This is a genomic window from Luteibacter sp. Sphag1AF (assembly GCF_014192715.1).
Taxonomy (GTDB): Bacteria; Pseudomonadota; Gammaproteobacteria; order Xanthomonadales; family Rhodanobacteraceae; genus Luteibacter.
This window is the reverse complement of record NZ_JACHYH010000003.1, coordinates 442,361-463,779: the sequence shown is the minus strand read 5'-3', so window position 1 is coordinate 463,779 and position 21,419 is coordinate 442,361. Positions and strand designations below refer to the sequence as shown.

Annotated in this window: 17 protein-coding genes; 8 read left to right on the top strand and 9 right to left on the bottom strand. The window is 60.8% G+C overall.

All coding sequences use genetic code 11. The features are described 5' to 3' along the window. The first annotated feature begins 119 nt into the window (after positions 1-119). The 3 genes from FHW69_RS11515 to FHW69_RS11505 all read left to right on the top strand — a co-directional run bounded on the left by FHW69_RS11515 (position 120) and on the right by FHW69_RS11505 (position 4,139). Positions 120-2,267 (top strand): adenosylcobalamin-dependent ribonucleoside-diphosphate reductase, encoded by a 2,148-nt coding sequence (locus FHW69_RS11515; protein ID WP_183423257.1) that lies wholly within the window; start codon positions 120-122, stop codon positions 2,265-2,267. Between the two features lie 20 nt (positions 2,268-2,287). Beyond that, a complete protein-coding gene (locus tag FHW69_RS19225; RefSeq protein WP_183423190.1) occupies positions 2,288-3,304 on the top strand; it encodes a hypothetical protein in 1,017 nt (338 codons plus the stop codon). Positions 3,305-3,386: 82 nt separating this feature from the next. Continuing rightward, entirely contained in the window at positions 3,387-4,139 is a 753-nt protein-coding gene (locus FHW69_RS11505; RefSeq protein WP_183423189.1) for an NrdJb, read from the top strand. A gap of 52 nt (positions 4,140-4,191) precedes the next feature. Here FHW69_RS11505 and FHW69_RS11500 read toward each other — a convergent pair whose 3' ends face one another. Then, on the bottom strand, positions 4,192-6,066 hold the full coding sequence (locus FHW69_RS11500; protein ID WP_183423188.1) for a nuclease-related domain-containing DEAD/DEAH box helicase: 1,875 nt from the start codon (positions 6,064-6,066) through the stop codon (positions 4,192-4,194). A gap of 212 nt (positions 6,067-6,278) precedes the next feature. On the opposite strand from FHW69_RS11500, the gene FHW69_RS11495 reads away from it, so the two are divergent. Both FHW69_RS11495 and FHW69_RS11490 read left to right on the top strand, forming a co-directional pair. Continuing rightward, complete coding sequence (locus FHW69_RS11495; RefSeq protein ID WP_183423187.1) at positions 6,279-7,178, top strand: HNH endonuclease; 900 nt, start codon at positions 6,279-6,281, stop codon at positions 7,176-7,178. A gap of 383 nt (positions 7,179-7,561) precedes the next feature. Beyond that, positions 7,562-8,161 carry a hypothetical protein gene (locus FHW69_RS11490; protein ID WP_183423186.1) on the top strand — a complete coding sequence of 200 codons (600 nt, stop codon included), beginning with the start codon at positions 7,562-7,564 and terminating at the stop codon, positions 8,159-8,161. Between the two features lie 39 nt (positions 8,162-8,200). On the opposite strand, the gene FHW69_RS11485 is transcribed toward FHW69_RS11490, so the two are convergent. From FHW69_RS11485 to cycA, 5 genes are all read right to left on the bottom strand, one after another. Then, entirely contained in the window at positions 8,201-8,929 is a 729-nt protein-coding gene (locus FHW69_RS11485) for a LytTR family DNA-binding domain-containing protein (protein WP_183423185.1), read from the bottom strand. Next, on the bottom strand, positions 8,929-9,999 hold the full coding sequence (locus tag FHW69_RS11480; RefSeq protein ID WP_183423184.1) for a histidine kinase: 1,071 nt from the start codon (positions 9,997-9,999) through the stop codon (positions 8,929-8,931). Before FHW69_RS11480 ends, FHW69_RS11485 begins: the two co-directional genes overlap by 1 nt. 85 nt (positions 10,000-10,084) lie before the next feature. After that, positions 10,085-10,570: a nuclear transport factor 2 family protein gene (locus tag FHW69_RS11475; protein ID WP_183423183.1), complete on the bottom strand. Its 486-nt coding sequence runs from the start codon at positions 10,568-10,570 to the stop codon at positions 10,085-10,087. A 222-nt stretch (positions 10,571-10,792) separates the two neighbouring features. Further along, the gene (locus FHW69_RS11470; RefSeq protein ID WP_183423182.1) at positions 10,793-11,575 is read right to left on the bottom strand and encodes a restriction endonuclease; all 783 of its coding nucleotides are present in this window, start codon (positions 11,573-11,575) and stop codon (positions 10,793-10,795) included. Between the two features lie 158 nt (positions 11,576-11,733). Then, entirely contained in the window at positions 11,734-13,119 is a 1,386-nt protein-coding gene (cycA, locus tag FHW69_RS11465; protein WP_183423181.1) for a D-serine/D-alanine/glycine transporter, read from the bottom strand. A 183-nt stretch (positions 13,120-13,302) separates the two neighbouring features. Between cycA and FHW69_RS11460 the strand changes: the two genes are divergently transcribed. Both FHW69_RS11460 and FHW69_RS11455 read left to right on the top strand, forming a co-directional pair. Continuing rightward, complete coding sequence (locus FHW69_RS11460) at positions 13,303-13,917, top strand: hypothetical protein (protein ID WP_183423180.1); 615 nt, start codon at positions 13,303-13,305, stop codon at positions 13,915-13,917. A gap of 84 nt (positions 13,918-14,001) precedes the next feature. Continuing rightward, positions 14,002-16,623 carry a M1 family metallopeptidase gene (locus FHW69_RS11455; RefSeq protein ID WP_183423179.1) on the top strand — a complete coding sequence of 874 codons (2,622 nt, stop codon included), beginning with the start codon at positions 14,002-14,004 and terminating at the stop codon, positions 16,621-16,623. A 109-nt stretch (positions 16,624-16,732) separates the two neighbouring features. Here FHW69_RS11455 and FHW69_RS11450 read toward each other — a convergent pair whose 3' ends face one another. From FHW69_RS11450 to FHW69_RS11440, 3 genes are all read right to left on the bottom strand, one after another. After that, positions 16,733-17,482, bottom strand: coding sequence for a glutaminyl-peptide cyclotransferase (locus tag FHW69_RS11450; RefSeq protein WP_183423256.1), 750 nt, complete (start codon positions 17,480-17,482; stop codon positions 16,733-16,735). Between the two features lie 141 nt (positions 17,483-17,623). Continuing rightward, a complete protein-coding gene (locus FHW69_RS11445; RefSeq protein ID WP_183423178.1) occupies positions 17,624-18,400 on the bottom strand; it encodes a glutaminyl-peptide cyclotransferase in 777 nt (258 codons plus the stop codon). 85 nt (positions 18,401-18,485) lie between these two features. Beyond that, a complete protein-coding gene (locus tag FHW69_RS11440; RefSeq protein ID WP_183423177.1) occupies positions 18,486-18,638 on the bottom strand; it encodes a hypothetical protein in 153 nt (50 codons plus the stop codon). 482 nt (positions 18,639-19,120) lie between these two features. On the opposite strand from FHW69_RS11440, the gene FHW69_RS11435 reads away from it, so the two are divergent. Continuing rightward, positions 19,121-21,418 (top strand): EAL domain-containing protein, encoded by a 2,298-nt coding sequence (locus FHW69_RS11435; protein WP_183423176.1) that lies wholly within the window; start codon positions 19,121-19,123, stop codon positions 21,416-21,418. Position 21,419: the final 1 nt, after the last annotated feature.

Genomic DNA, 21,419 nt, shown 5'->3' with positions numbered 1-21,419 from the left:
GGTGCGATGTCGGAAAATGAGGGTTTTCAGGTGCATCCGGGGGGACGCATCTGAGTGCTTTGCCGCGAACGACAACAACGGCCCAACCACACATGGCCGAGACCGAGGACGACACACCGATGAGCACTGCACGTGCGCAAGCCGCAGGGCTTGAAGCCGCGGTCATCCCGCTTCAGCCCGCCTCGTACGACATCTGGGACAAGAAGTACCGCCTGAAAGCCAAATCGGGTGAACCCGTCGACGGCAGTGTGGACGAGACCTACTCGCGCGTGGCCCGCGCGCTGGCTGATGTGGAGGCTACGGAAGAATTGCGTGCGCACTGGTTTGCGCGATTCCTGTGGGCGCTGCGTCGCGGTGCCATTCCTGCCGGTCGCATCACATCCAATGCGGGGGCGCTGGCGCACAAGCCGGCTACCTCCACGATCAACTGCACCGTCTCGGGCACCATCCACGATTCGATGGATGACATTCTTGAGAAGGTGCACGAGGCCGGCCTCACCCTGAAAGCCGGTTGCGGCATCGGCTACGAATTTTCCACGTTACGGCCGCGTGGCGCCTACGTCTCGGGAGCGGGTGCCTACACATCCGGCCCGCTGTCCTTCATGGATATCTACGACAAGATGTGCTTCACCGTCTCGTCGGCAGGTGGCCGGCGCGGCGCGCAGATGGGCACGTTCGACATCAGTCACCCCGATGCCAAGGAATTCATCCGCGCCAAGCGCGAGGACGGGCGCCTGCGCCAGTTCAACCTGTCGCTGCTGATCACCGATGGCTTCATGGATGCCGTGGAGAGCGATGGCGACTGGCCCACCGTTTTTCCCATTCATGTGAAAGAGCAGGACGAGCTTGACCTGAACGATGCTACGAAGGTCATCTGGCGCGAGTGGCCCACCACGCAGAACTATGTGGTCCGCGAAGATGGCCTGGTGGCCTGCAAGATCTACGGCCACATCCGCGCGCGGCATCTGTGGGACATGATCATGGTGTCCACGTATGACTATGCCGAGCCGGGCTTCATCCTCATTGACCGGGTCAACGAGATGAACAACAACTGGTGGTGCGAGCATATCCGCGCCACCAACCCGTGCGGCGAGCAGCCCCTGCCGCCTTATGGCTCCTGCCTGCTGGGTTCGGTGAACCTCACCACTTTCGTGCGTGACCCATTCGGCCCCAAGGCGCGGTTCGACTGGGAGGAGTATCGCGAGGTGGTGAAAATCTTCACCCGCATGCTCGACAACGTGGTGGAAATCAATGGCCTGCCGCTTGAACAGCAACGCCAGGAAATCATCGGCAAGCGTCGCCATGGCATGGGATTCCTGGGTCTGGGCTCCACGCTGACCATGCTGAAGATGCGCTACGGCACCGCCGATGCCGTGACCTTCACCGAAGCTGTGTCCCGCGACATGGCGGTGGCCGGATGGGAAGTGGCACTGGATCTTGCGAAGGAAAAAGGCCCGGCTCCCGTGCTGGCCGCCTCCTATGAAGTGACGGGCGACATGCTGCGCAAGCGCCCGGAGATGGTGCGCGACGGCTACAAGGTGGGCGACTCCATCAAGGGCAGCGTGCTGCACGCACGGTATTCCCGCTACATGCAGCGGGTGGCGGAAGTGGCGCCACAGTTGGTCCAGTCCCTGGCGGAAACCGGCGCGCGATTCACCCACCACACCTCCATCGCGCCCACCGGCACCATTTCGCTCAGCCTGGCGAACAATGCATCCAACGGCATCGAGCCGAGCTTCGCGCACCACTATTCGCGCAACGTCATTCGCGAAGGAAAGAAGTCAAAAGAGAAGGTCGAGGTGTACAGCTATGAGCTTCTGGCATACCGCGCCCTGATCAATGCACAGGCGATGCCGTACTCCGAAGATCCTAAGGCCAGACTGCCCGAATACTTCGTTTCGGCCGACGACATCAGTCCAAAAGAGCATGTGGACATCCAGGCGGCCTCCCAGAAGTGGATTGATTCATCCATTTCAAAAACGGCGAACGTGCCCACCGACTATCCCTACGAAGACTTCAAAGACATCTATTTTTACGCGTATAAACAGGGTTTGAAGGGGTGCACGACATTCCGTTTCAACCCCGCCGCGTTCCAGGGTGTACTGGTAAAAGAAACCGATTTGGAAAACACCCTCTACCGCTTCGAGTTGGAAGACGGTAGCGTTGTCGAACTGAAAGGTAACGAGAAGGTGGAGTACGACGGTGAAATGCATACCGCCGCCAACCTTTTTGATGCCCTGAAGGAAGGCTATTACGGCAAGTTCTGACCCCGCGGAGAGGGATAAAAATGTCTGATGAAAACCAGGTTGTCGAAGGCGACACGCTCGATCTCGACACCAACGCTACCGACGTCACGCCGGTAATTGACGCAGTAGAAGAAGCTCCCGTCCCTTCCGAAGCCCCCGTGGTGAAGAAGGTCGTGAAGCGCAAGCCGCGTAAACCGAAGGTCGTTGAGCCGGTTGCAGAAGCACCGGTCGTCGAAGAGCCGGTCGTCGCAGCAGCACCGGTAAAGAAGGCTCGCAAGGTTTCCCGCAAGGCCGCTCCGGCAGTCGTCGAGGCAGCTGCACCGAAGAAGGTGGCTAAAAAGGCGCCGAAGAAGGCCTCGGCCAAGAAGGCTGTTGCTGAGAAGGCCGCCGTGAAGGCACCGGCCAAGAAAGCATCGGCCAAGAAGGCCGCAGCTAAGAAGGCGACCGCCAAGAAGGCTGTGAAGAAGACCACCGTGAAGAAGGCTGCGGTCAAGAAGGCTGCGGCCAAGAAGGCGCCCGCCAAGAAGACGGCCGTCAAGAAGGCAGCAGTGAAGAAGGTTGCCGCGAAGAAGGTTGCTGGCAAGAAGGCAGCCACCCGGAAGGTCGCAGCAAAGAAGGCCGTCAAGAAGACTGCCGTCAAGAAGGCCGCCGTCAGGAAGTCGGCTGCGAAGAAGGTCACGACCCGCAAGGGCGCGCTCCAGAAGGCCGTCAAGAAGGTGGCCCGCAAGGTTGCAGGCCGTAAGGCTGCCGTGACCAAGGGCGTCCGCAAGGCCGCCACCACCGCACGCAAGGCAGTCAAGAAGACGGCCGGCCGCGTTGCGAAGAAGGCTTCGACCGCCCGCAAGGCAGTCACGAAGGCTGTGAACAAGCTCGGCCGCAAGGCTGGCGTTCGCGGCAGCACGGCCAAGAAGACGACCCGTAAGGTCGCCAGCACCAAGACGGCGCGCAAGCCCGTTGCAAAGAAAGCCGCTCCGGCGGTCAAGAGGTCCACTGCCAGCAAGAAGACGGGTCGTACCGCGGCACGCAAGTCCGCCGCACGTGGCGTCCGTCGCAAGTAAGTAGTACTCGTGCGGCCCGGCACCTGCCGGGCCGCACCCCTCCGGGCTGCCTTTGTCCAGGATCTACACAGAGCACAACGCCATGGCGATCAAGATCGAGAAGAAGATCACGGGCTACCAGGTCGTGAAGCCCGAAGACAAAACCGCCCAGGCAACAGCCCCGGCCCCCGTGAGTGACGCCGCGCCCATGGCCGAAGTCATCCACATGCACGAAAGCCTCGAGCGTCCCGAGACCCTCGTTGGCAGTACGTACAAGATCAAGTCGCCGCTCTTCGAGCACGCCCTGTACGTGACCGTCAACGACATCGTTCTCAACGCCGGCACCCCCCACGAACAGCGCCGCCCCTTCGAGATATTCATCAACTCGAAGAACATGGACCACTTCCAGTGGATCGTGGCGCTCACCCGAATTCTGTCCGCCGTCTTCCGCAAGGGTGGCGACGTGACCTTCATCGTTGAAGAGCTCAAGGCCGTATTCGACCCGCGTGGCGGCTACTTCAAGGCGGGCGGCATCTACATGCCCAGCATCGTCGCCGAAATCGGCGCCACGATCGAAACCCACATGAAGTCCATCGGCCTCATCCACGACCCGGACATGAGCGACGCCACCCGCGCCCTCATCGCGGAGAAACGCGCGGCCTACGAGGCCGCAGCAAAGAAGCCCGCTCCCATCGCCGCAGCCCCCACCGCCGACCTGAGCAGCTTCACCAGTTCAGACACCGAAGCCAGCTTCCCGCCCGGCGCCACGCTGTGCAGCAAGTGCAATACCCAGGCTCTTGTGCTCCTGGATGGGTGTCAGACTTGCTTGAATTGCGGATATTCGAAGTGCGGGTGAGGTAACAAAAGGGGCGGCGAATCCGACGCCCCTTCATGAGCTTCCCATTCGTTCAAGCGATACTGAGACTCGCGTCGCTTGCGACCTTTACGCGGCTTATCGACTCCGATACGCGGTCGGAAATTTGTGATGGTTGATCGCTCAGGAGCACCAAGCGCTCCGTCGCTCGGGTCATAGCGACATATAGCAATCGGGCATCCTTTTCCTCTTCGTCCTTCCCGCTGGGCATCTGCCCGACGCGTGGAATCAATACGACAGGAAACTCTAGGCCCTTACTACTGTGCATGCTGACAATTTTTACCGACGGCTCGCCGGTGAATAGATCAGCCTTTCCATCTCCCTTTGCCAGTCGGCAGGCGATACCGGCCCGGACGAGTTCGGCAAAGAACCACTGCCCATCTTGATCTTTGCGGTGAATCACGGCGATATCGGAAAGCGAGCGGCCATGAGCTACTTCATCGCGAATTCGGCCGATCACGAAGCGCACTTCCTCGTCTCGGCTACCCACCCGAACGAGTTCGGGAATCTCGCCGCGCCGGCCCGCTGACTCGGGGCAGACGAGAGGCACTTCATCGTCCGCCGCCTCGCGGTGATCCAATAAAGCCTCCGCGAATCCGCGCGCCACCGCCAAGATCTCCACAGTGTTGCGGTAGTTGAGCTTTAGGATCGTGGTGTGGCCAACGGCGTCGATACCTACACTCTTCCAGGTGAACTTTCGGCGCGTGGCTTTTCCGTAAATGTTCTGAGCATCGTCATAAAGGACGAGAAGCGAATTGGTGGCCGGATCGACCATTTGCGCGATTAGCTTGTACCAGTCCGGCTCGAAGTCGTGCCCTTCATCAATGAGGATGGCGCCGTATTGCTCACGAGGAATCAAGCCTTTATCAACGCCATCAATGACCGCTTCGATGAGCTTGTTGAAAAAGTCCTTGCCGGCAGGGCGCACCAAGCCGTAAAAGCGGATTTGTGCCATGCACCAGGCGTGGAAGTTGTAAACCTGGACCTTGTCGCTGATGCCGCGTTCGCCAATAAGTTGCTGCAACCTAGCTGCAAGAGTCTTGTTGTAGCAAAGGACCAGAATTGGCTTGATGGGCTGCCGCGCCAAGTGCATACATCGATAGCCGAGGATCATGGTTTTGCCAGAGCCGGCCACGCCATGAATCACTCGATGGCCATCGCCAATGGATCGGGCAAGCTGCTCCTGCTGCATATCCATGACTTTTACGATGTCTGGAAGGGCAAGCGACGTCTTACTCGATTCCTGATGGTCGAACAGCCCGAACTGGCCCTCGCCAGGAACGACCCTAATCTCAGGGAAAAGATGCCAGCGAACTCGGTCGATCTGCGGCAGGCTCATGGCGACGGAAAAGTGCCACGGAAACATGTTCCAAAGACGAGATTGAAGCGCTTCAGACTCGACCGATGGAACCATTTCGTCCTGGCAAATCGCCAAGTGGGAAGGAATGACTTGGTCCAGGCCCGCCGCATCGAATTGCTTGCGGCTAATGTTGGTCAGAACAACGCCGTACGCCCAAGGCGATACCAACTTGCCAGCATATTTTGACTCAGGAGGATGTCGCAGTAGCGGATCGCGCTCCAGTACGACTCCGATCTCTAGCGAGTAAAGCCGCGCTTGAGCCACGGGATTTCGTTTTCGCACCAGTCCTTGTGAGGTCAGTAGCGCAAAACTCTCTTTGTCGAAGCTCTGAATTGATTCGAGCTTCCAGTCCTTTACTTCAAGAACAAGCAGGCCCCGTCGCGGATGAAACACCACGAAGTCGGGTTTGCTGTATTTGAGCCCAATGGGTACGTCGTACCAAAGCAAATAGTCGTCATCGAGCTTCTGCTCCAGACGCTCTGAAACCCGCTTTTCTCCGGAAGTCATCCCGTGAAGGCACGTCCCCCGTGCCGGTATCAACTTGGCCATCGTGGCCCCCCTTGTTCGATTCCGTGGCTGAATCCATAAGCCTCGACTGCCCGTTGTGTCAACTATGACCGATGATGTCGGGCAAGGCATTGACCACATATCGGCCGGGGATGCGTTGCCTTTAGGGTAGGGTAGGGTGAGGTCTTTGAGAAATTTCGCTATCCTCCGTGGTTGTCGAGGTTGGGGCGACATCCATGTCAGTGGCAAACGCAATGGCGGCCATCTTGGCCGACTTTCCTGATGGCTTGGACGCCGCCGAATTGGCTCGTCAGGCCGCGGAGCGATTTCCCGAATTATTGACGACCCCGGGCCGGCGCCATAGCCCGATAGGGCAAACGCCGATGGCGGCCCTGACCCGTTCGGTGCATTCGGAAGCCAAGAGATCCAAACGATTTATCCAGGAGGATTCCGTTAGCCCGGTTCGTATCACGCTGATTAGCGAAGAGCGACCGTGGACGGATGACGAACTGATGGCGTCCGTCCGGGCCTATATGCAGATGCGTGAAAAGGCCTTGGCGGGGCAGCCGTTCGTCAAGGCGGAGGTCTATCGTGTCTTGGGTCACACCTGGAATCGTTCGCCCTCGGCATTTGAGCGCCGTATGCAGAACATTTCGGCGGTGCTTCATATGTCGGGTAAAGCTTGGATCAAGGGGCTGGTTCCAGCATCGAACGTCGGAGCGGTGGTGGCTCAACGGCTGGAGGGCATGATTGCCGAGGTCGAGCAGCGTGAACCGGAACAATTGGATTATCGAGGCGCCGCCAGACGTCCCCCAAAAAATCTACCTGGCGGCAGCAAACATCCGTCGTCGACATCGGTCGTGGTGAAGCGCTACGCCCGTGATCCGGACGTGCGCGCATGGGTGCTGAAAGAAGCAAACGGCGTGTGCGATTGCTGTGGGCTGCCCGCGCCGTTCCACGATATCCATGGACCGTTCCTGGAAGTACACCATGTACGTCGTCTCGCTGACCGTGGTTCCGACACCATCACCAATGCCGTCGCCCTTTGCCCCAACTGCCATCGTCGCCTGCATCACGGGTTGGATTCGCCTGCCTTAGTGGACGGTTTGTACGCGAGCGTGCCGCGCTTACGGCGAGAGTCTGTGGATCAGTGACTCTCGTCGACGGCGTCATCTGAGCCAATTCCAAAGCGAGCACGCAGGTCTGCCATTCCGGTGAATGCCAGCGCTCGCTGTTTGGCCTTCTGGTCATCGGTGATGTATGAACTGCGGGCTTCCATTTGATTCGCACTACTCGGCGACGATCCACACTTGTGTAGTGACAGACCGTGCGGCGCATGTTGCGCAGTCATGGAATCCATTTCGTAACTTTCGCCGAATGTGTGTGACGGCTCGTCCACACATCTCCCATTAGGCATAGTCCTGTCTCCAGCTGACAAAACCTTCAGCTAATTCCGTAAAAACTCAGAATTTTCTCGTTGCCCGGAAATCTGCCGCGCGAGATCGTGTCGCGGTCTTCGGGGCGCGAGGTATTCGGGATGAAGGTGTTTGATGCCCATCGGAGCAGGGCGCTCGTATGCAGCACGGTGATGTCGATCACTGTGCTTGTTTTTGTTGATGTCCTGGTGTTGGCCTTCCATGGATTGAGCTCGCCGTGGACGTTGACGGTCTGGCTGGTGACGGTGCTTGTTGTGGCCGTGCGTTACGTCGTTGCCACACAGGACTATGCGGTTTCGGGTGGGGAGTTGCGTATCCGGCAGCTTGCGTGGTGTCGCCAATATTCGCTGGCTGGCGCATCCATCTACCTGGATGCTTCGATCATGTACGGGTTGAAACGTGTGCCAGGCCATGGCGCATTCTTTGCCGTGGATGGCCTCTACTACAGCCCCCGGCATCGCTGGGTGCGACTGCATATTCGCAATGCTACGTCACCGTTTCTCGTGGTCCTGGCGAATGGTCGGAAGCTCATCATCTCGCCGGATAAGAGGGAAGAGATGATGGCGGCGATGGTGGGTGAGGGTGCGTGCATTCGTGCGGCTTTTGCGCGACCGCTGCGTGCGGCCTTGGTGCATGGACGCTGGCGGCTGCCTTGTCGGGCAGCGAGTCGGCGACTTCGTCCGGTTTGGTACAGGGATTAGCGTGACGGTGCGGCTGGATGCACGGCAGGTCGGTCGACGCTAAAGCGTTCCCCGCTCCAGCAAGGCCTTCATCGCGGCCACGTAGCTGCGGCTTGCCCGCAGGATCGTGCCGTCGTGCAGGCGAACGATGCAATCGCGGTTGGACAGCGCCTGGGTTTCGGCGATACGGTCAATACGCACGATAGTGGATCGGTGGATGCGGACGAAGCGTTCCGGATCAAGCGATTGTTCCACCTGAAGCATCGTCTCGCGTATGAGGTGTGTGGCGCTTCCCACATGGAGTCCGACGTAGTCACCGCTGGCCTCGAACCAGTCGATGTCGCCGGCATTGATGAGCAGGTCGCGACGTCCGACTCGCACCTGAAATCGGTGAACGTGGCTATGGCGCTTTTGCGAGAGGTGTCGCTTGGCGTCCATGGCATCGCGTGCGCGTTGTATTGCTTCGTCGAAGCGCGCATCGTTGATGGGCTTCAGAAGGTAGTCGAGTACCTTCAGGTCATACGCGTGTACGGCATGGTCGTCGTATGCCGTCAGAAGAATGCATAGCGGGCGTTGCTCGGGCTTCAACTGACGCAGCACATCCAGGCCGTTGACTCCCGGCATCTGAATATCGAGAAACACGAGATCTACGTGCGTATTTGTCAGTCTGTCCAGTGCATGCTCTCCGTCGGTGCACTCGCCGATCACGTGGATGCCGGCGTGCCGTGCCAGTCGTGTCCGGACGCCGCTGCGAGCGAGCGGTTCGTCGTCGACGATCAACACGTCCATCAATCCATCACCTTCAGGGGTGGGCCTGACTGAAGGGGGAAGGTCACGGTAACGACGCACGATCCGCTGGGTGCAATGTCGACGTTGACGCTTTGCTCGTCGCCATACAGCGTGGCCAGCCGGTCGCGTACGTTGCGAAGCCCGATGGCACCCGGGCGCTCGCTTTCCCTGCCAGCCTCTTCGATGCCGTCGTTGGTCAGGGTCACCCTCAAAGTGTCGCCCGCGCGCGCAATGTCCAGGTGGATGTGGCCGGTTGTGCGCCGCATGGCTATGCCGTGGCGCACGGCATTCTCCATCAGCGGCTGGAGAAGAAGGAAAGGAACCCGGGCGGCGAGCACGTCGGGACCGACGCGGATGTCCACAACCAGTCTGTCGCCGAGGCGTGCTTTCTCGATGTCGAGGTACAGCTGGGTGATCGACAGTTCTTCGGCCAGTGTGACCGAATGAGTGTCGCCGCTGTCCAGCGTGGCGCGGAGCAGGTCGCCCAGGCTGGACAGCATGCGTGCTGCGTCGTCGTTGCGATGCTCCAGCACCAGCGAGGAAATGGCGTTGAGGGTGTTGTAAAGAAAGTGAGGGTGCAGTTGGTAACGCAGGGCACGCAGCTGGGCATCTCGCGCCAGGTTCTGGGCGTCGCGAAGGCGTTGCTCAGTGGTGCGCAGTTCGTAGTAGTACGACACAACGGCATGGATGGCGCAGAAGGCGATCAGCGCGAGCCAGCAGCCATCCAGCCCCTGGAATATGCGAGTCCACGAGAACGCCGTCGCCACACGCCAGTGCGCGGCCATCATCCAGCCAAGGCTGTTGTTGATTACCGAGAAGATGTAGGTCACGACGAGCATCGCCGTAGCCAGTGTCCACGGAGACACGCGCCGCCACAGCGCGCGCTGGATCGCGGTGAGTGGCACGCTCCACAGGAGGTAACAGGTGGCGTACAGGGCGCGATATTGCCCCGCGTGGGGGAACGACAACTCAGGCAGGCCCATCACCGCCATGCACAGCACAATCGGCAGGCCCGCCAGCAACGGCAGCGCGAAGGGTATATGCGGCCGGCTGGCGGTGCGTGTGTTCAACGGAATGCTCAATGCGGCGGCGGATACCAAAGTCGACGTATTCTGCCATCGGCCACTTCGCAGGTGGCGATGACGTTGGAAAGCATCACTTTTTCGGCTTGTCCAGCGAGACCGAGTACATCATTGATCCGATCTTCCAGCCGCCATCGGTGCGAACCATCTGCCATGTTTCGACGCCGTGATTGGTGGGTTGGCCCTCCATGAGAAATACATAGTCGAAGAACACCATGCCGACGTTGTCATCGGCCTCGATGCGAACGTTGGAAAACTTCTCCTCGATACGCTTGTCGGTGCTTCCCACGAAATCGCAGAACGGCTTGTAGTCAGCGGTGTGCATGCGCATGGCGTCGGGCTTTTGCGCCTTGATGATCGCGAAACTCGCGTCATCCATCACGTCGATCCACGCGCCGCCTTTGGGCAGGAACATCGCCTCCAGGCCTTTGCCGTCATGGGTGATGATGGCTTTCTGAAAAGCATCAACGACTTTGCCGATATCTTCTTTCGGGGTGGCTGCGTGTGCCTGTGTCGCGGCGAGGCAAAACAACAGTGCCAGGGTGAGAGTGCTGCGCATGGGGATGCCCGATGGGTGGAGGTGCTCCGATTGGAGCGCCCCCTCGGCGTTTCTGCCAGCGTCCTGCGACGGATCGTGCGCGCGGTGCGGTGAATGGCGGGCGAGGCTACGGCATCGCGATTTTCAACCGTGCCGCCCAGGCCGGGACACGGCGGCCAAAGGTGGCCGGGCTTGATCGTCCGGGCCGACCCGAATCCGTTCGGCTCACGACCAAGGCGCTCGTCAGAGCGCCTTGGTCGTGCGTTCCATGATCTGCATCGCCTCGGCGTTTTTATGCTCCCACTCTTTCAGTTGCGCGGGCGTCATCTGTGTGGCTGTGTACGTAGGATGTGGCGGCGGCGCGATCACCGGCTGCGGAATGGCTGCAACCTGTGTGGGCAGCGTGGTGTTCTGAGGAACCGGCGGGCGCGAGTGAATGGCTCCGCTGCTCAGAAACATCGACATGCCAAACCCTACGCACATCGCAAAGCCCACGGCGAGGGTCATGCGATGAAGCAGCCAGTCGTTACGGGATCGGCGACGCAAGGTTTTCGGCTGCGCAAACGATGGGATGGTCCAGTCGGGCTCATGGTGCGGCGCCCGCGCGGCAGCTGCCATGATGACGGCATCTCCCAGAAGTGCGCGAACTTCCGTGCCGTCGATGAGGCGCAATGTGTTGCATTGCGCAGCGGCATCCAGAGCTGCCTTCGTGTACTCGCCGCTGACGACGAAAATGGCACCCGAAGCACATTGGGTCTGCATGACGCCGATGAGCTGATGCACGTCGTTGTGCGGTACCTGAAACGCGTTCCAGTGCTTGCACTGCACCACAATGTATTGGTCGTTGCGCCGCAGCTTGAGGTCGATTCCCCCATCAAATGCTGTGCTGGAAGCGCCGGTCCCCGTGTGCTCGACCACATATCCCTGACTGCGGAAATAGTTTGCCATCAGGTGTTCAAAGTCTTGCCACGACACCCGCGACAGGGCGTCCTCGTGGCGTTGCCTTACCTTCTTGCGTCCGTACATAACCCGAAGCTCCCCCTGAGCGGCTGTACTCGCATCTGACACCCTTCCCCCGAAGGACTGCCAGTCTCGCATTCTGCTATGCGCGCTCGTGTTGCGTCTACTGGAGATTGGCTTACGGGGAGGTTGCCGAATTTGCGCCTTGCGTGGGTTGAGCGAAGTCAGCGAACTGACTTCGCTCCGCGTCCCTTCCACGCATAGCCCGCCGCCAGCAGCGCAAACCATACGGGACTGGCGAGCAAGGCCTGGCGCGTGTCGGCTTCCAGGGATAGCAGGCCCAGCACGAAGACGAAGAAGGCAAGGCATGCCCAGCACATGAATACGCCACCGGGCATCTTGTATGCGGACGCGGCGTGCAATTCCGGACGCTTCCTGCGGTAGGCCATGTACGCCACGAGAATCAGTGACCATACAAACATGAAGAGCACGGCGGCCAGCGTGGTCACCAGCGTGAAAGCGGTGACCAGGTTCGGAATGATGTAGACCAGCGTGGCGCCCGCCAGCAGGCAAAGGCACGAGAACAGCAAGCCGCGCGATGGCACGGCGGCGCTGGACAGTCGCGCGAAGGCCTGCGGTGCGTGTTTCTCCTGCGCCAGGCCGAACAGCATGCGGCTGGTGGAGAAGATGCCGCTGTTTGCCGACGAGGTCGCCGAGGTCAGCACCACGAAGTTGATGAGGCTGGCGGCGGCGGGAATGCCAGCGAGCACGAAAAGTTCAACGAACGGGCTGCGGCCGGGCTGCACTTCACGCCACGGGGTCACCGCCATGATGACCACCAGAGACAGCACGTAAAAAAGAATGATGCGTACCGGGATGGAGTTGATGGCCTTGGGCAGGTTGCGCGTCGGGTCGGCGGTTTCTGCGGCGGTGGTGCCGACCAGTTCGATGCCGACGAAGGCAAATACGGCAATCTGGAAGCCGGCGAAGAATCCGGACAGTCCCATCGGGAACATGCCGCCGTCGCTCCACAGATTGCTCAGCGATGCCTTGTGCCCGGATGGCGCGGTGAAGCCCCAGGCCACCATGCCGAAGCCCACCACGATCAGCGCCGCGATGGCGATGATCTTGATAAGGGCGAACCAGAATTCCATTTCGCCGAAGAGTTTCACGGTCGCAAGGTTCAGGCACAGAAGAAGCAGTACGCAAAGCAGCGCGGGTATCCACGGCGCAAGCCCGGGCCACCAGAACTGGGCATACGAGGCGATGGCAATCACGTCCGCGATGGCGGTGATGATCCAGCAGAACCAGTAGGTCCAGCCGCAATAGAACCCGGCCCAGGGCCCCAGAAGATCGGTACAGAAGTCGATGAACGACTTATAGGCCAGGTTGGAAAGCAGCAGCTCGCCCATCGCGCGCATCACGAAGAACAGCATCACGCCGATGATGAGGTAGACCAGAAGGATCGACGGGCCAGCCAGGCTGATGGTCTTGCCCGAGCCCATGAACAACCCGGTGCCTATGGCGCCGCCGATGGCAATCAGCTGAAGGTGGCGGTTGGACAGGCTGCGCCTGAGGTGGTCCGGGTGTTGCTCCAGCGAAGAGGACATCGGGTGGCCGTCGGCTTGGAAGAAGCACACAACATAGAAGATGTGGAACGGGCTGGCTACGGGGAGGCCGGTGGCTGCGAATGGCGATATGCTTGGGCGGGCCTTTCACGGGGAGGATCACGTCGTGACGATGAATCATTGCCAGCGCACGTCGCCGCTTCACATATTCCTGCGGAGGCACGCGTGACCTGGCTCCTCTATGGCTGGATCGCGCTGACCGTCGGATGGTCGATCAGTGTGGCGCTTTTCGTGAAGCGCACAGGCGCTGTGCTTAACGATTCTGGTCAGCGCCAGGGAGCGGGATATCACGATGGCTCGTATTTCATGGCGTTCTTCTTCGGCCTCCGGCCTGCGGCATCGCCGGAGCTGGCGCGATTTCTGACGGTGCTGCGCTGGTGGTACGGCCTGGTGTTTCTGTTCATCTGCGCGTTCGTTTATCAGGGATTTTCCAACGCCCTGGCGAAGACGGACTGTCACGGTTGCCTGGTGTTGCCGGCGAATCAGCCGCCTGACTTCATCATCCTGTATCCGGCGGTGATGCTGCTTATTGTCTATGGGCATCTGGCGTATGCGTTCGCCGAAATCATGCATTACAAATACGGTGGCGGTGCCGATCTGACGCCGCGCCGGTCATGGTCGGCGTTATACGCGTTGCGTTATGTGGTGGGCTGGCATCGTCTGCCCAAGGATGCCGCGGGCAGCATCCAGAAGCTTCTGGTCGGCATGCGCATGGCTTGTGTGCTTTGGGTCACAGAGGCCATTTCGGTGGCCACTCTGGCACTCGTGCCCTTGGCGTAAGTTTGTACGGCATGACTTCCGGCTGTTACGGCATGGTTGCTGGCGGGATCACTATCGCGCCTCAATCATGTACATGGGGTAGACATGCGTACCGCACTCGTATCCGCCATTGCCTTAGCTCTGGCCAGCGCTTCGATGGCCAGTTTCGCCGCCGATCAGACCACGACGCAGCTGCCGCGGGACGTCCGCCCCAGCCACTACGATGTTTCCATCGTGCCGCATGCCGAACAGCTCAAGTTCGACGGCAAGGTCAGCATCGCGGTCGAAGTGCTTCATCCGACCACCAGCATCACCCTGAATGCCGCAGGCATGGACTTCTCGGCCGTGACGCTGACGCCCAAGGGCAAGAAGGCACTCGCCGCTCCGAAGGTGGCAGTGAACGAAGACGCACAGACGGCGACCTTCACGTTTGCCAAGCCGTTGCCTGCGGGCAGCTACACACTGGCCATGACCTATACGGGCAAGATCGGCACGCAGGCCAACGGCCTGTTCGCCATCGACTACGACACCACGGCCGGCAAGAAGCGCGCGCTCTACACGCAGTTTGAAAACTCCGACGCACGCCGCTTCATCCCGTCGTGGGACGAGCCTGACTACAAGGCCACCTTCACGCTGGACGTCACAGTGCCGTCCGACCAGATGGCCGTCAGCAACATGCCGGCCGCCACCACCGACAAGAAGGGCGACGGCAACACGCACGTCGTGTTCGCGCCGTCCCCGAAGATGTCCACCTATCTGCTGTTCTTCGGCACGGGTGAATTCGACCGCGCCACCACCAGCATCGACGGCACCGAAATCGGTGTGATCGCGCAGAAGGGCAAGGCCGACCAGGCCAACTTCGCGCTCGAATCGTCCAAGGCGGTGTTGCAGGAATACAACAATTACTTCGGCGTGAAGTACCCGCTGCCGAAGCTGGACAACATTGCATCGCCGGGTCGCAGCCAGTTCTTCAGCGCCATGGAAAACTGGGGCGCGATCTTCACGTTCGAATATGCGCTGCTGCTGGACCCGTCCATCTCCACGCAGTCGGACAAGCAGGCGATCTTCAACACCGCCGCGCACGAAATGGCGCACCAGTGGTTCGGTGATCTGGTGACCATGCGCTGGTGGGACAACCTGTGGCTCAACGAAGGCTTTGCCTCGTGGATGGCCGCGCGCACCACCGAGAAGCTGCATCCGGAATGGAATGCACAGCTCGATGCGGTCTACACGCGTGAAGGCGCGATGTCGCGTGATGCCATCGCCACCACGCACCCCATCGTGCAGAACATCGACACCGTGGAGCAGGCCAGCCAGGCTTTCGACACCATCACCTATTCCAAGGGCGAGGCGGTGATCCGCATGCTTGAGGGCTATGTGGGCGCCGATAAATGGCAGCAGGGTGTGCAGCGTTACATCAAGGCGCACGCATACGGCAACACGGTGTCCGACGACCTGTGGAAGGAAATGGATGCTGTGGCCGGTCCTGGCGTGACCACCATCGCGCATGAATTCACCTTGCAGCCGGGCGTGCCGCTCATCACGGTGTCGGCTGCCAAGTGCGAAGGCGGCAAGACCTCGGTGACGTTCACCCAGGGTGAGTTCACCAAGGACCGCCCGGGCAAGACGCCGCTGCGCTGGCACGTGCCGGTGATTGCGAAGACGGTGGATGGCGCCAGCGTCACCACACTGGTGGACGGTACCGCTTCGGTTTCGCTGCCCGGTTGCGGCCCGGTGCTGGTCAACGCTGGCCAGTCGGGCTACTACCGCACGCTGTACCCGCAGGACCAGTTCGCTGGCCTTCGCACCGCCTATCCGAAACTGCCTGCCATCGACCAGATGGGCATGATCGGCGATGCATGGGCGCTGGGTCTGGCAGGTCTGGAGCCGGTGTCGAACTTCCTTGATCTGGCCAAGCAGGTGCCGGTCGACGCGGCGCCGGAAATGTGGGGCGTGGTGGCTGGCGATCTGCGCAGCCTGGATGCCTACTACAAGGGCGACACCACGCGTCAGAACGCGCTGCGCAAGTACGCCGTGGGTCGTCTGCACCCGGTGTTCGAGCGCGTGGGCTGGGAAAGCAAGTCGTCCGATACCGCATCGGTTTCCATTCTTCGTTCCGAGCTGATTGCCACGCTTGCGCAGCTGGGCGACAAGAAGGTGATCGACGAAGCCCGTCGTCGTTACGCCGCGCAGGACACCGACCCGAAGGCCGTCCCGGGCGAATTGCGAAAGATCATCACGTACGTCGTTGCCAGCAATGCTGACGCCGCCACGTGGGATGCCCTGCACGCAAAAGCCAAGGCTGAAACCACGCCGCTCGTGAAGGACCAGCTCTACACCATGCTGTCCATCCCGCAGGACGATGCGCTGGCCAAGCGTGCGCTTGAGCTGGCCCTGACCGACGAGCCGGGTGCCACGAACAGCGCCGACATGATCGGTGCCGTCTCGCGCAATCATCCGGAAATGGCGTTTGATTTCGCGGTGGCGCACAAGGCGCAGGTGGACAAGTTCATCGACAGCACCACCGGCAGCCGCTTCTATCCGATGCTGGGTGGCTCGTCGCTGGATCTTTCGCTGGTTCCCCGGATCGAGGCGTTTGCCAAGGCCAACATCGCGGAGAACGCGCGTCGTGATTCGGATACTACAATCGCCAACATCAAGTATCGCTCTATGGTCGTGCGCGAGCGCCTGCCGTCGGTCGATGCCTGGCTGAAGGCTCAGAAGTAAAGTTGCGACAGGGCCGTCGCGCACCGTTCGCCGGAGAGGGCGGGCGGGGCGCGGCGGCTTTTTTTTGTTTCACCGCGGCGGAATGTCGGTGGAAGTGAGTGTCACGTCATCAACGGGTCAGCTTGATCTCGTACAGGTAAGGCCAACGCTTACCCGTGACGAACAGGCGGTCGTGTTCGGCGTCATAGGCAATGCCATTGAGCACATCGTTGCCCGGATCAGCCAGTTCCTTTTCGTCGATCAGACCCTTGAGGTCGATCCAGCCCACCACATGGCCGGTTTTCGGATCAATGCGCGCAATGCGGTTGGTCAGCCAGACGTTGGCGTAAATCTGTCCCTTTACCCACTCAAGCTCGTTGAGGTTGGGTACCGGCTTTCCGTCAGCAGTTACCTGAATGGTGCTCACCGGTGACAGGGTATCGGGATCAAGCACGCGGATTGTTGGCGTGCCGTCGCTCATGTAGATGTGCTTTGCATCGCGCGTCAGAGCCCAGCCTTCCCCTGGATAGGTGAAAGTGCTTTTCAGCGCGAAGGTCTTGCGGTCAAGAATGAAACCGATGCCCTGCTGCCACGACAGCTGGATCAGCTTCGGGCCCCACGCAATGATGCCCTCGCCGAAATAGCCTGACGACGTGTTGGCGCGCTGCAGGACTTCGCCCGTGTCGAGATCCACGCGGCGGACGGTGGAGGCACCGATCTGGCCTGTGCTTTCGTACATGAAGCCGTCTTCGTAAAAAAGGCCTTCCGTAAATGCTTTCGGATCGTGCGGATACCGCTTCACGACCTTGTACCCGTAGACGGGAATGGTGTCGGCATCGACCGCTGATTGTCCAAGCAGGGTAACGAGGGCGAGAGCAATGGCCGTTCGGTAACGGCGCGGCGTGCGGCGGGCAGGCGACTGATTCACGATGGGTACGTTCCGGTGGGCTTGTGACGGCACGGGGCCGCGCCGAAGCTACCGATGACGTCGTGGCATTGCAAGGGAGATCCGGCGTGCCCGTCAGGGATCGTGCAGGCGCAGCTCGTAGATTTTCGCCCAGTATTTTCCGGTGACCAAAAGGGTGTTGCGCTTCTGGTCATAAGCGATGCCGTTGGGCACGCTGTCCTTGTCCTTGTCCTTGTCGTTGGTATTGGCTTGTGCGGCGATGGCACTGAGGTCCAGCCAGCCGGTGACTTCACCGCTCTGGTCATTGATCCGGACCACGCGGGTGGAGGGCCATACATTGGCGTAGATGTCGCCGTTCACCCACTCCAGCTCGTTCAGCCGCTCCACGGGGCGACCGTGCTCGGTGACTTCCAGTGTTTCCATATGGCGCATGCGCTCCTCGAAATAACGAAGGCGCGCAGTGCCGTCGCTCACGATGAGGCGACGACCATCGGAGGTCATGCCCCAGCCACCGCCGGGCAGAGACAGCGTGTCCACGGGTGCGAGGTCACGTATGTCGTAGACGTGAACAGTCGGAGCGCTTTGGCTTAGTTGGTAAAGATAGCCGGAGAGTACGCCGATGCCTTCGCCGAATGTCTCACGCGATATGCCGACGGAGCAGGATAGCTGTGCAGCACGGTCAGTGCGTCTGAGCGTGGAGCGGCCGGGAAGCCCCGTCGATTCAAAAAGTACCCCGTGATGGAGTAGCAGGCCTTCAGTGAACGCGGAGGTTTCGTGCGGATAAGTGGCGACGATGTCGTAGGTGAGAGCGGGTGCGCGCTTCGAGAGGTGTTCGGATGTGCTGGCGCACGCGGTCAGTACCGGAATGCACAGGAGCAGGAGTCGACGCATCAGCTTGCCTTTGTAACGAGGTTTGGCCCGTCGACAAACGAACCAACAGGGATGATTTCCAGGAATCGCCGTCGCCCGTTGTCGATCAGATCATCCATGCGTAGTGCAAGGCGATCATGATGATAAGCGCCACTGCGACGCCAAGTGCATACCTGCCGACGACAGGTGAGCGCAGATTGATGGTTCCCATGTCATCCGTGGTGTGGGCGCGATGCGCCTGCGTCCTGAAGAGCGACATATCCTTTCGCTTCCGATTCGTGCAGTGGGCGGATAAGTAAACGGACGTCCATGAGGTGTCAACAAAGAAATGCCTTAGTGCCATGAGGCAAATCGGAGTGACAGGAAAAACACCTTTTCTCGTGCATATTTGTTGCAGATGAAACGTTCGGCCTTCCGCTCGAATGGCTTGCTGCGTAAGCACGACGTGGTTGCGAAAGTTATGAGCAGCTTCTGAGGTTTTGCCGAACAGGTACGAAAGGACGTGCTCCCAAACGTTCGTCTGACACCCGCTAATGCCTTTCGATAACGGGATGAGCCATGTAGGCTAGCCCGTGGTCGTTAGGGGAACCGCATGTACTGGCAGCACCAATCCGGAACGGAGCGCCTGATCCGTCAGGCTGCGCTGTTTCTTGCGATATCCGAGGTAATTCCTGTCATGCCAGGCTGGCTGCGAGGCAAATGAGAGCGCTCGGTTTTCGCACTCGTCTGGGGCTGTTTTTCGTGGGCACTCTGGTAGTCGTGCAGGTGCTCACGGCCTCGCTCGCCTCCGGCGTCGCCCGGTCCCAGCTCATGGTGGACGGCGGGCACCAGCTCAGCACCGATGCCGCGGCCTTCGTGGCGCAGATGACCGACCTTTCGGCCGGCGTTGCCACCAGCGCCCAGTCGATGTCGCTGGATGCAGGCATGCGTGCGGCTGTGGCATCCCGTGACCGGGAAGCGATGCTCTCGATCCTGCGTACCAGCGGTCAGCGGATGGGTGCTGAGCGCATGCAGATGATCGACACGCATGGCGTGGTCCAGGAAGACACGGCCGGCGACGCTACGCCGCACCCGTTTCCTTTACCTGACCTGCTCAAGGACGGCGCTGGCGCCCGCGCGGCGGCGGTGACCACGGTGGACGGCAATGCGTTCTGGATTGTTACGGTGCCGGTTTCGGCGCCGCACCCGATTGGCCGGATTGCCGCCAGCATTCCCGTGGACGACACGTTGATCGAACACATGCAGCACCTCAGTGTGCTTCCGCGATATGCGCAGCTGATTACCCGGGGCGCGGACAGTGAATGGGTCGTGGTGGCTCGTGGCGCGGGTGACCTGAATCTGGCCTCCGGGCTGCGTGCCGCCGGCCTTCCGCTTCCTCTTACGCCCACTCGCATAGACGTTGATGGCCAGCAGATGCTTCTGCTCGCGCAGCCGCTGGAGACGCCGGGCGGCAGTTCGCCGGTGTATGCCCTGATCGGTTATTCGCTGGACAATGCACTGGCGCCGTATCGGGCGGTGCGTGGCGCATGGGCGGCGCTGCTTGCCCTGTCGCTGGCCACGGGTCTGCTGGTGGCGTGGCTCGTGGCGCGCAGCGTGTCGCGCCCCGTGGAAGCGCTGGCGGAAGTCGCGCGGCGCATCGAGGCCGGTGACTACGACACCCCTGTGGTGGTGAACCGCACAGACGAAATAGGTCAGCTGGCGCTGGCCATCCGCACGATGAGCGAGGCCGTGCGCGAGCGCGAGCGGCATATCCGCTATCAGGCCATGCACGATCCGGTATCAGGCCTGCCCAACCGCACGGCCGCCGAAGACGACATTGATGACTACCTGACGCGCCATCCCGGTGCCGAAGGCGCGTTGCTGCTGGTGGGCCTGACCCGTCTGCCCGACATCGTCAAGACGGTTGGCCATGCGCTGGCAGATCGCCTGATGGGTGACGCCGGCGCACGGGTCCGGCAGCTGGCCGGTCATCATCTGGTGGCTCGCGCCACGGATACGCACTTCGTTCTGTGGATGGCCGGAGCGGATCGCGCGGCTGCCATCGGTCTGGCCTTCCGCCTGCTGGACGCGCTGGGTCACCCGTACACCGAGGCTGACGTCAGCATCGACATGGGGCCGGCCATTGGTGTCGCACTGGCGCCAGAACATGGCATGCAGGCGGCGACGCTGCTGCGCCATGCCGAAGTGGCGCAGTTTGCGGCGGCCGGTTCGACCCGGGGCGTGGATGTGTACGATCCCGATCTGGACGCCCATCGTCCGGAGCGTCTTTCGCTCATGAGCGAATTGCGCGCGGCCATTGATTCGGATGCGCTGGAACTGCACTACCAGCCCAAACTCCGCCTGGCCGACGGCACCATGGATGCGGCCGAGGCGTTGATCCGCTGGAACCATCCCACGCGTGGATGGATTCAGCCGGAAGAGTTCATCTACGCGGCGGAGGAAACCGGCAACATTGGCCGGGTGACCCGCTGGGTGCTGGCGACCGCCATTGCCCATGTTCATCAGTTGGGCGAGCGGGGGCATGCGCTGAAGGTGTCCATCAACCTGTCAGCCCGTGATCTTGAGGACGCCGAGCTGCCTGACCGGGTTGGCCAGCTTCTCCGCATGCACGGGGTGCCGGGTAGCATGATCGTGCTTGAGGTCACCGAAAGCGCGGTGATCGGCGAGCCGGAGGCGGCGCTTCAAGTCCTGCGCCGGCTAGCCGATATGGGTATCGACATCGCCATCGACGATTTCGGTATCGGACAATCCTCGTTCGGTTACCTGCGGCATCTTCCGGTTCACGAGCTCAAGATCGACAAGATGTTCGTGCAGCAGCTGGCCAGTGACGAGACCGACCGTACCATCGTGCAGTCGCTGATCGAACTGGGCCACCGGCTGGGCTACCAGGTGACGGCCGAGGGTGTGGAAGATGCGGATGCGCTGGAGTACCTGCGTGGCGTGGGTTGCGACCATGCGCAGGGCTATTACGTGGCCCGCGCGATGGACTTCCACGCCCTGAATCAATTATGCGAAGCAAGCGGTTCGCACGTCGTATAGA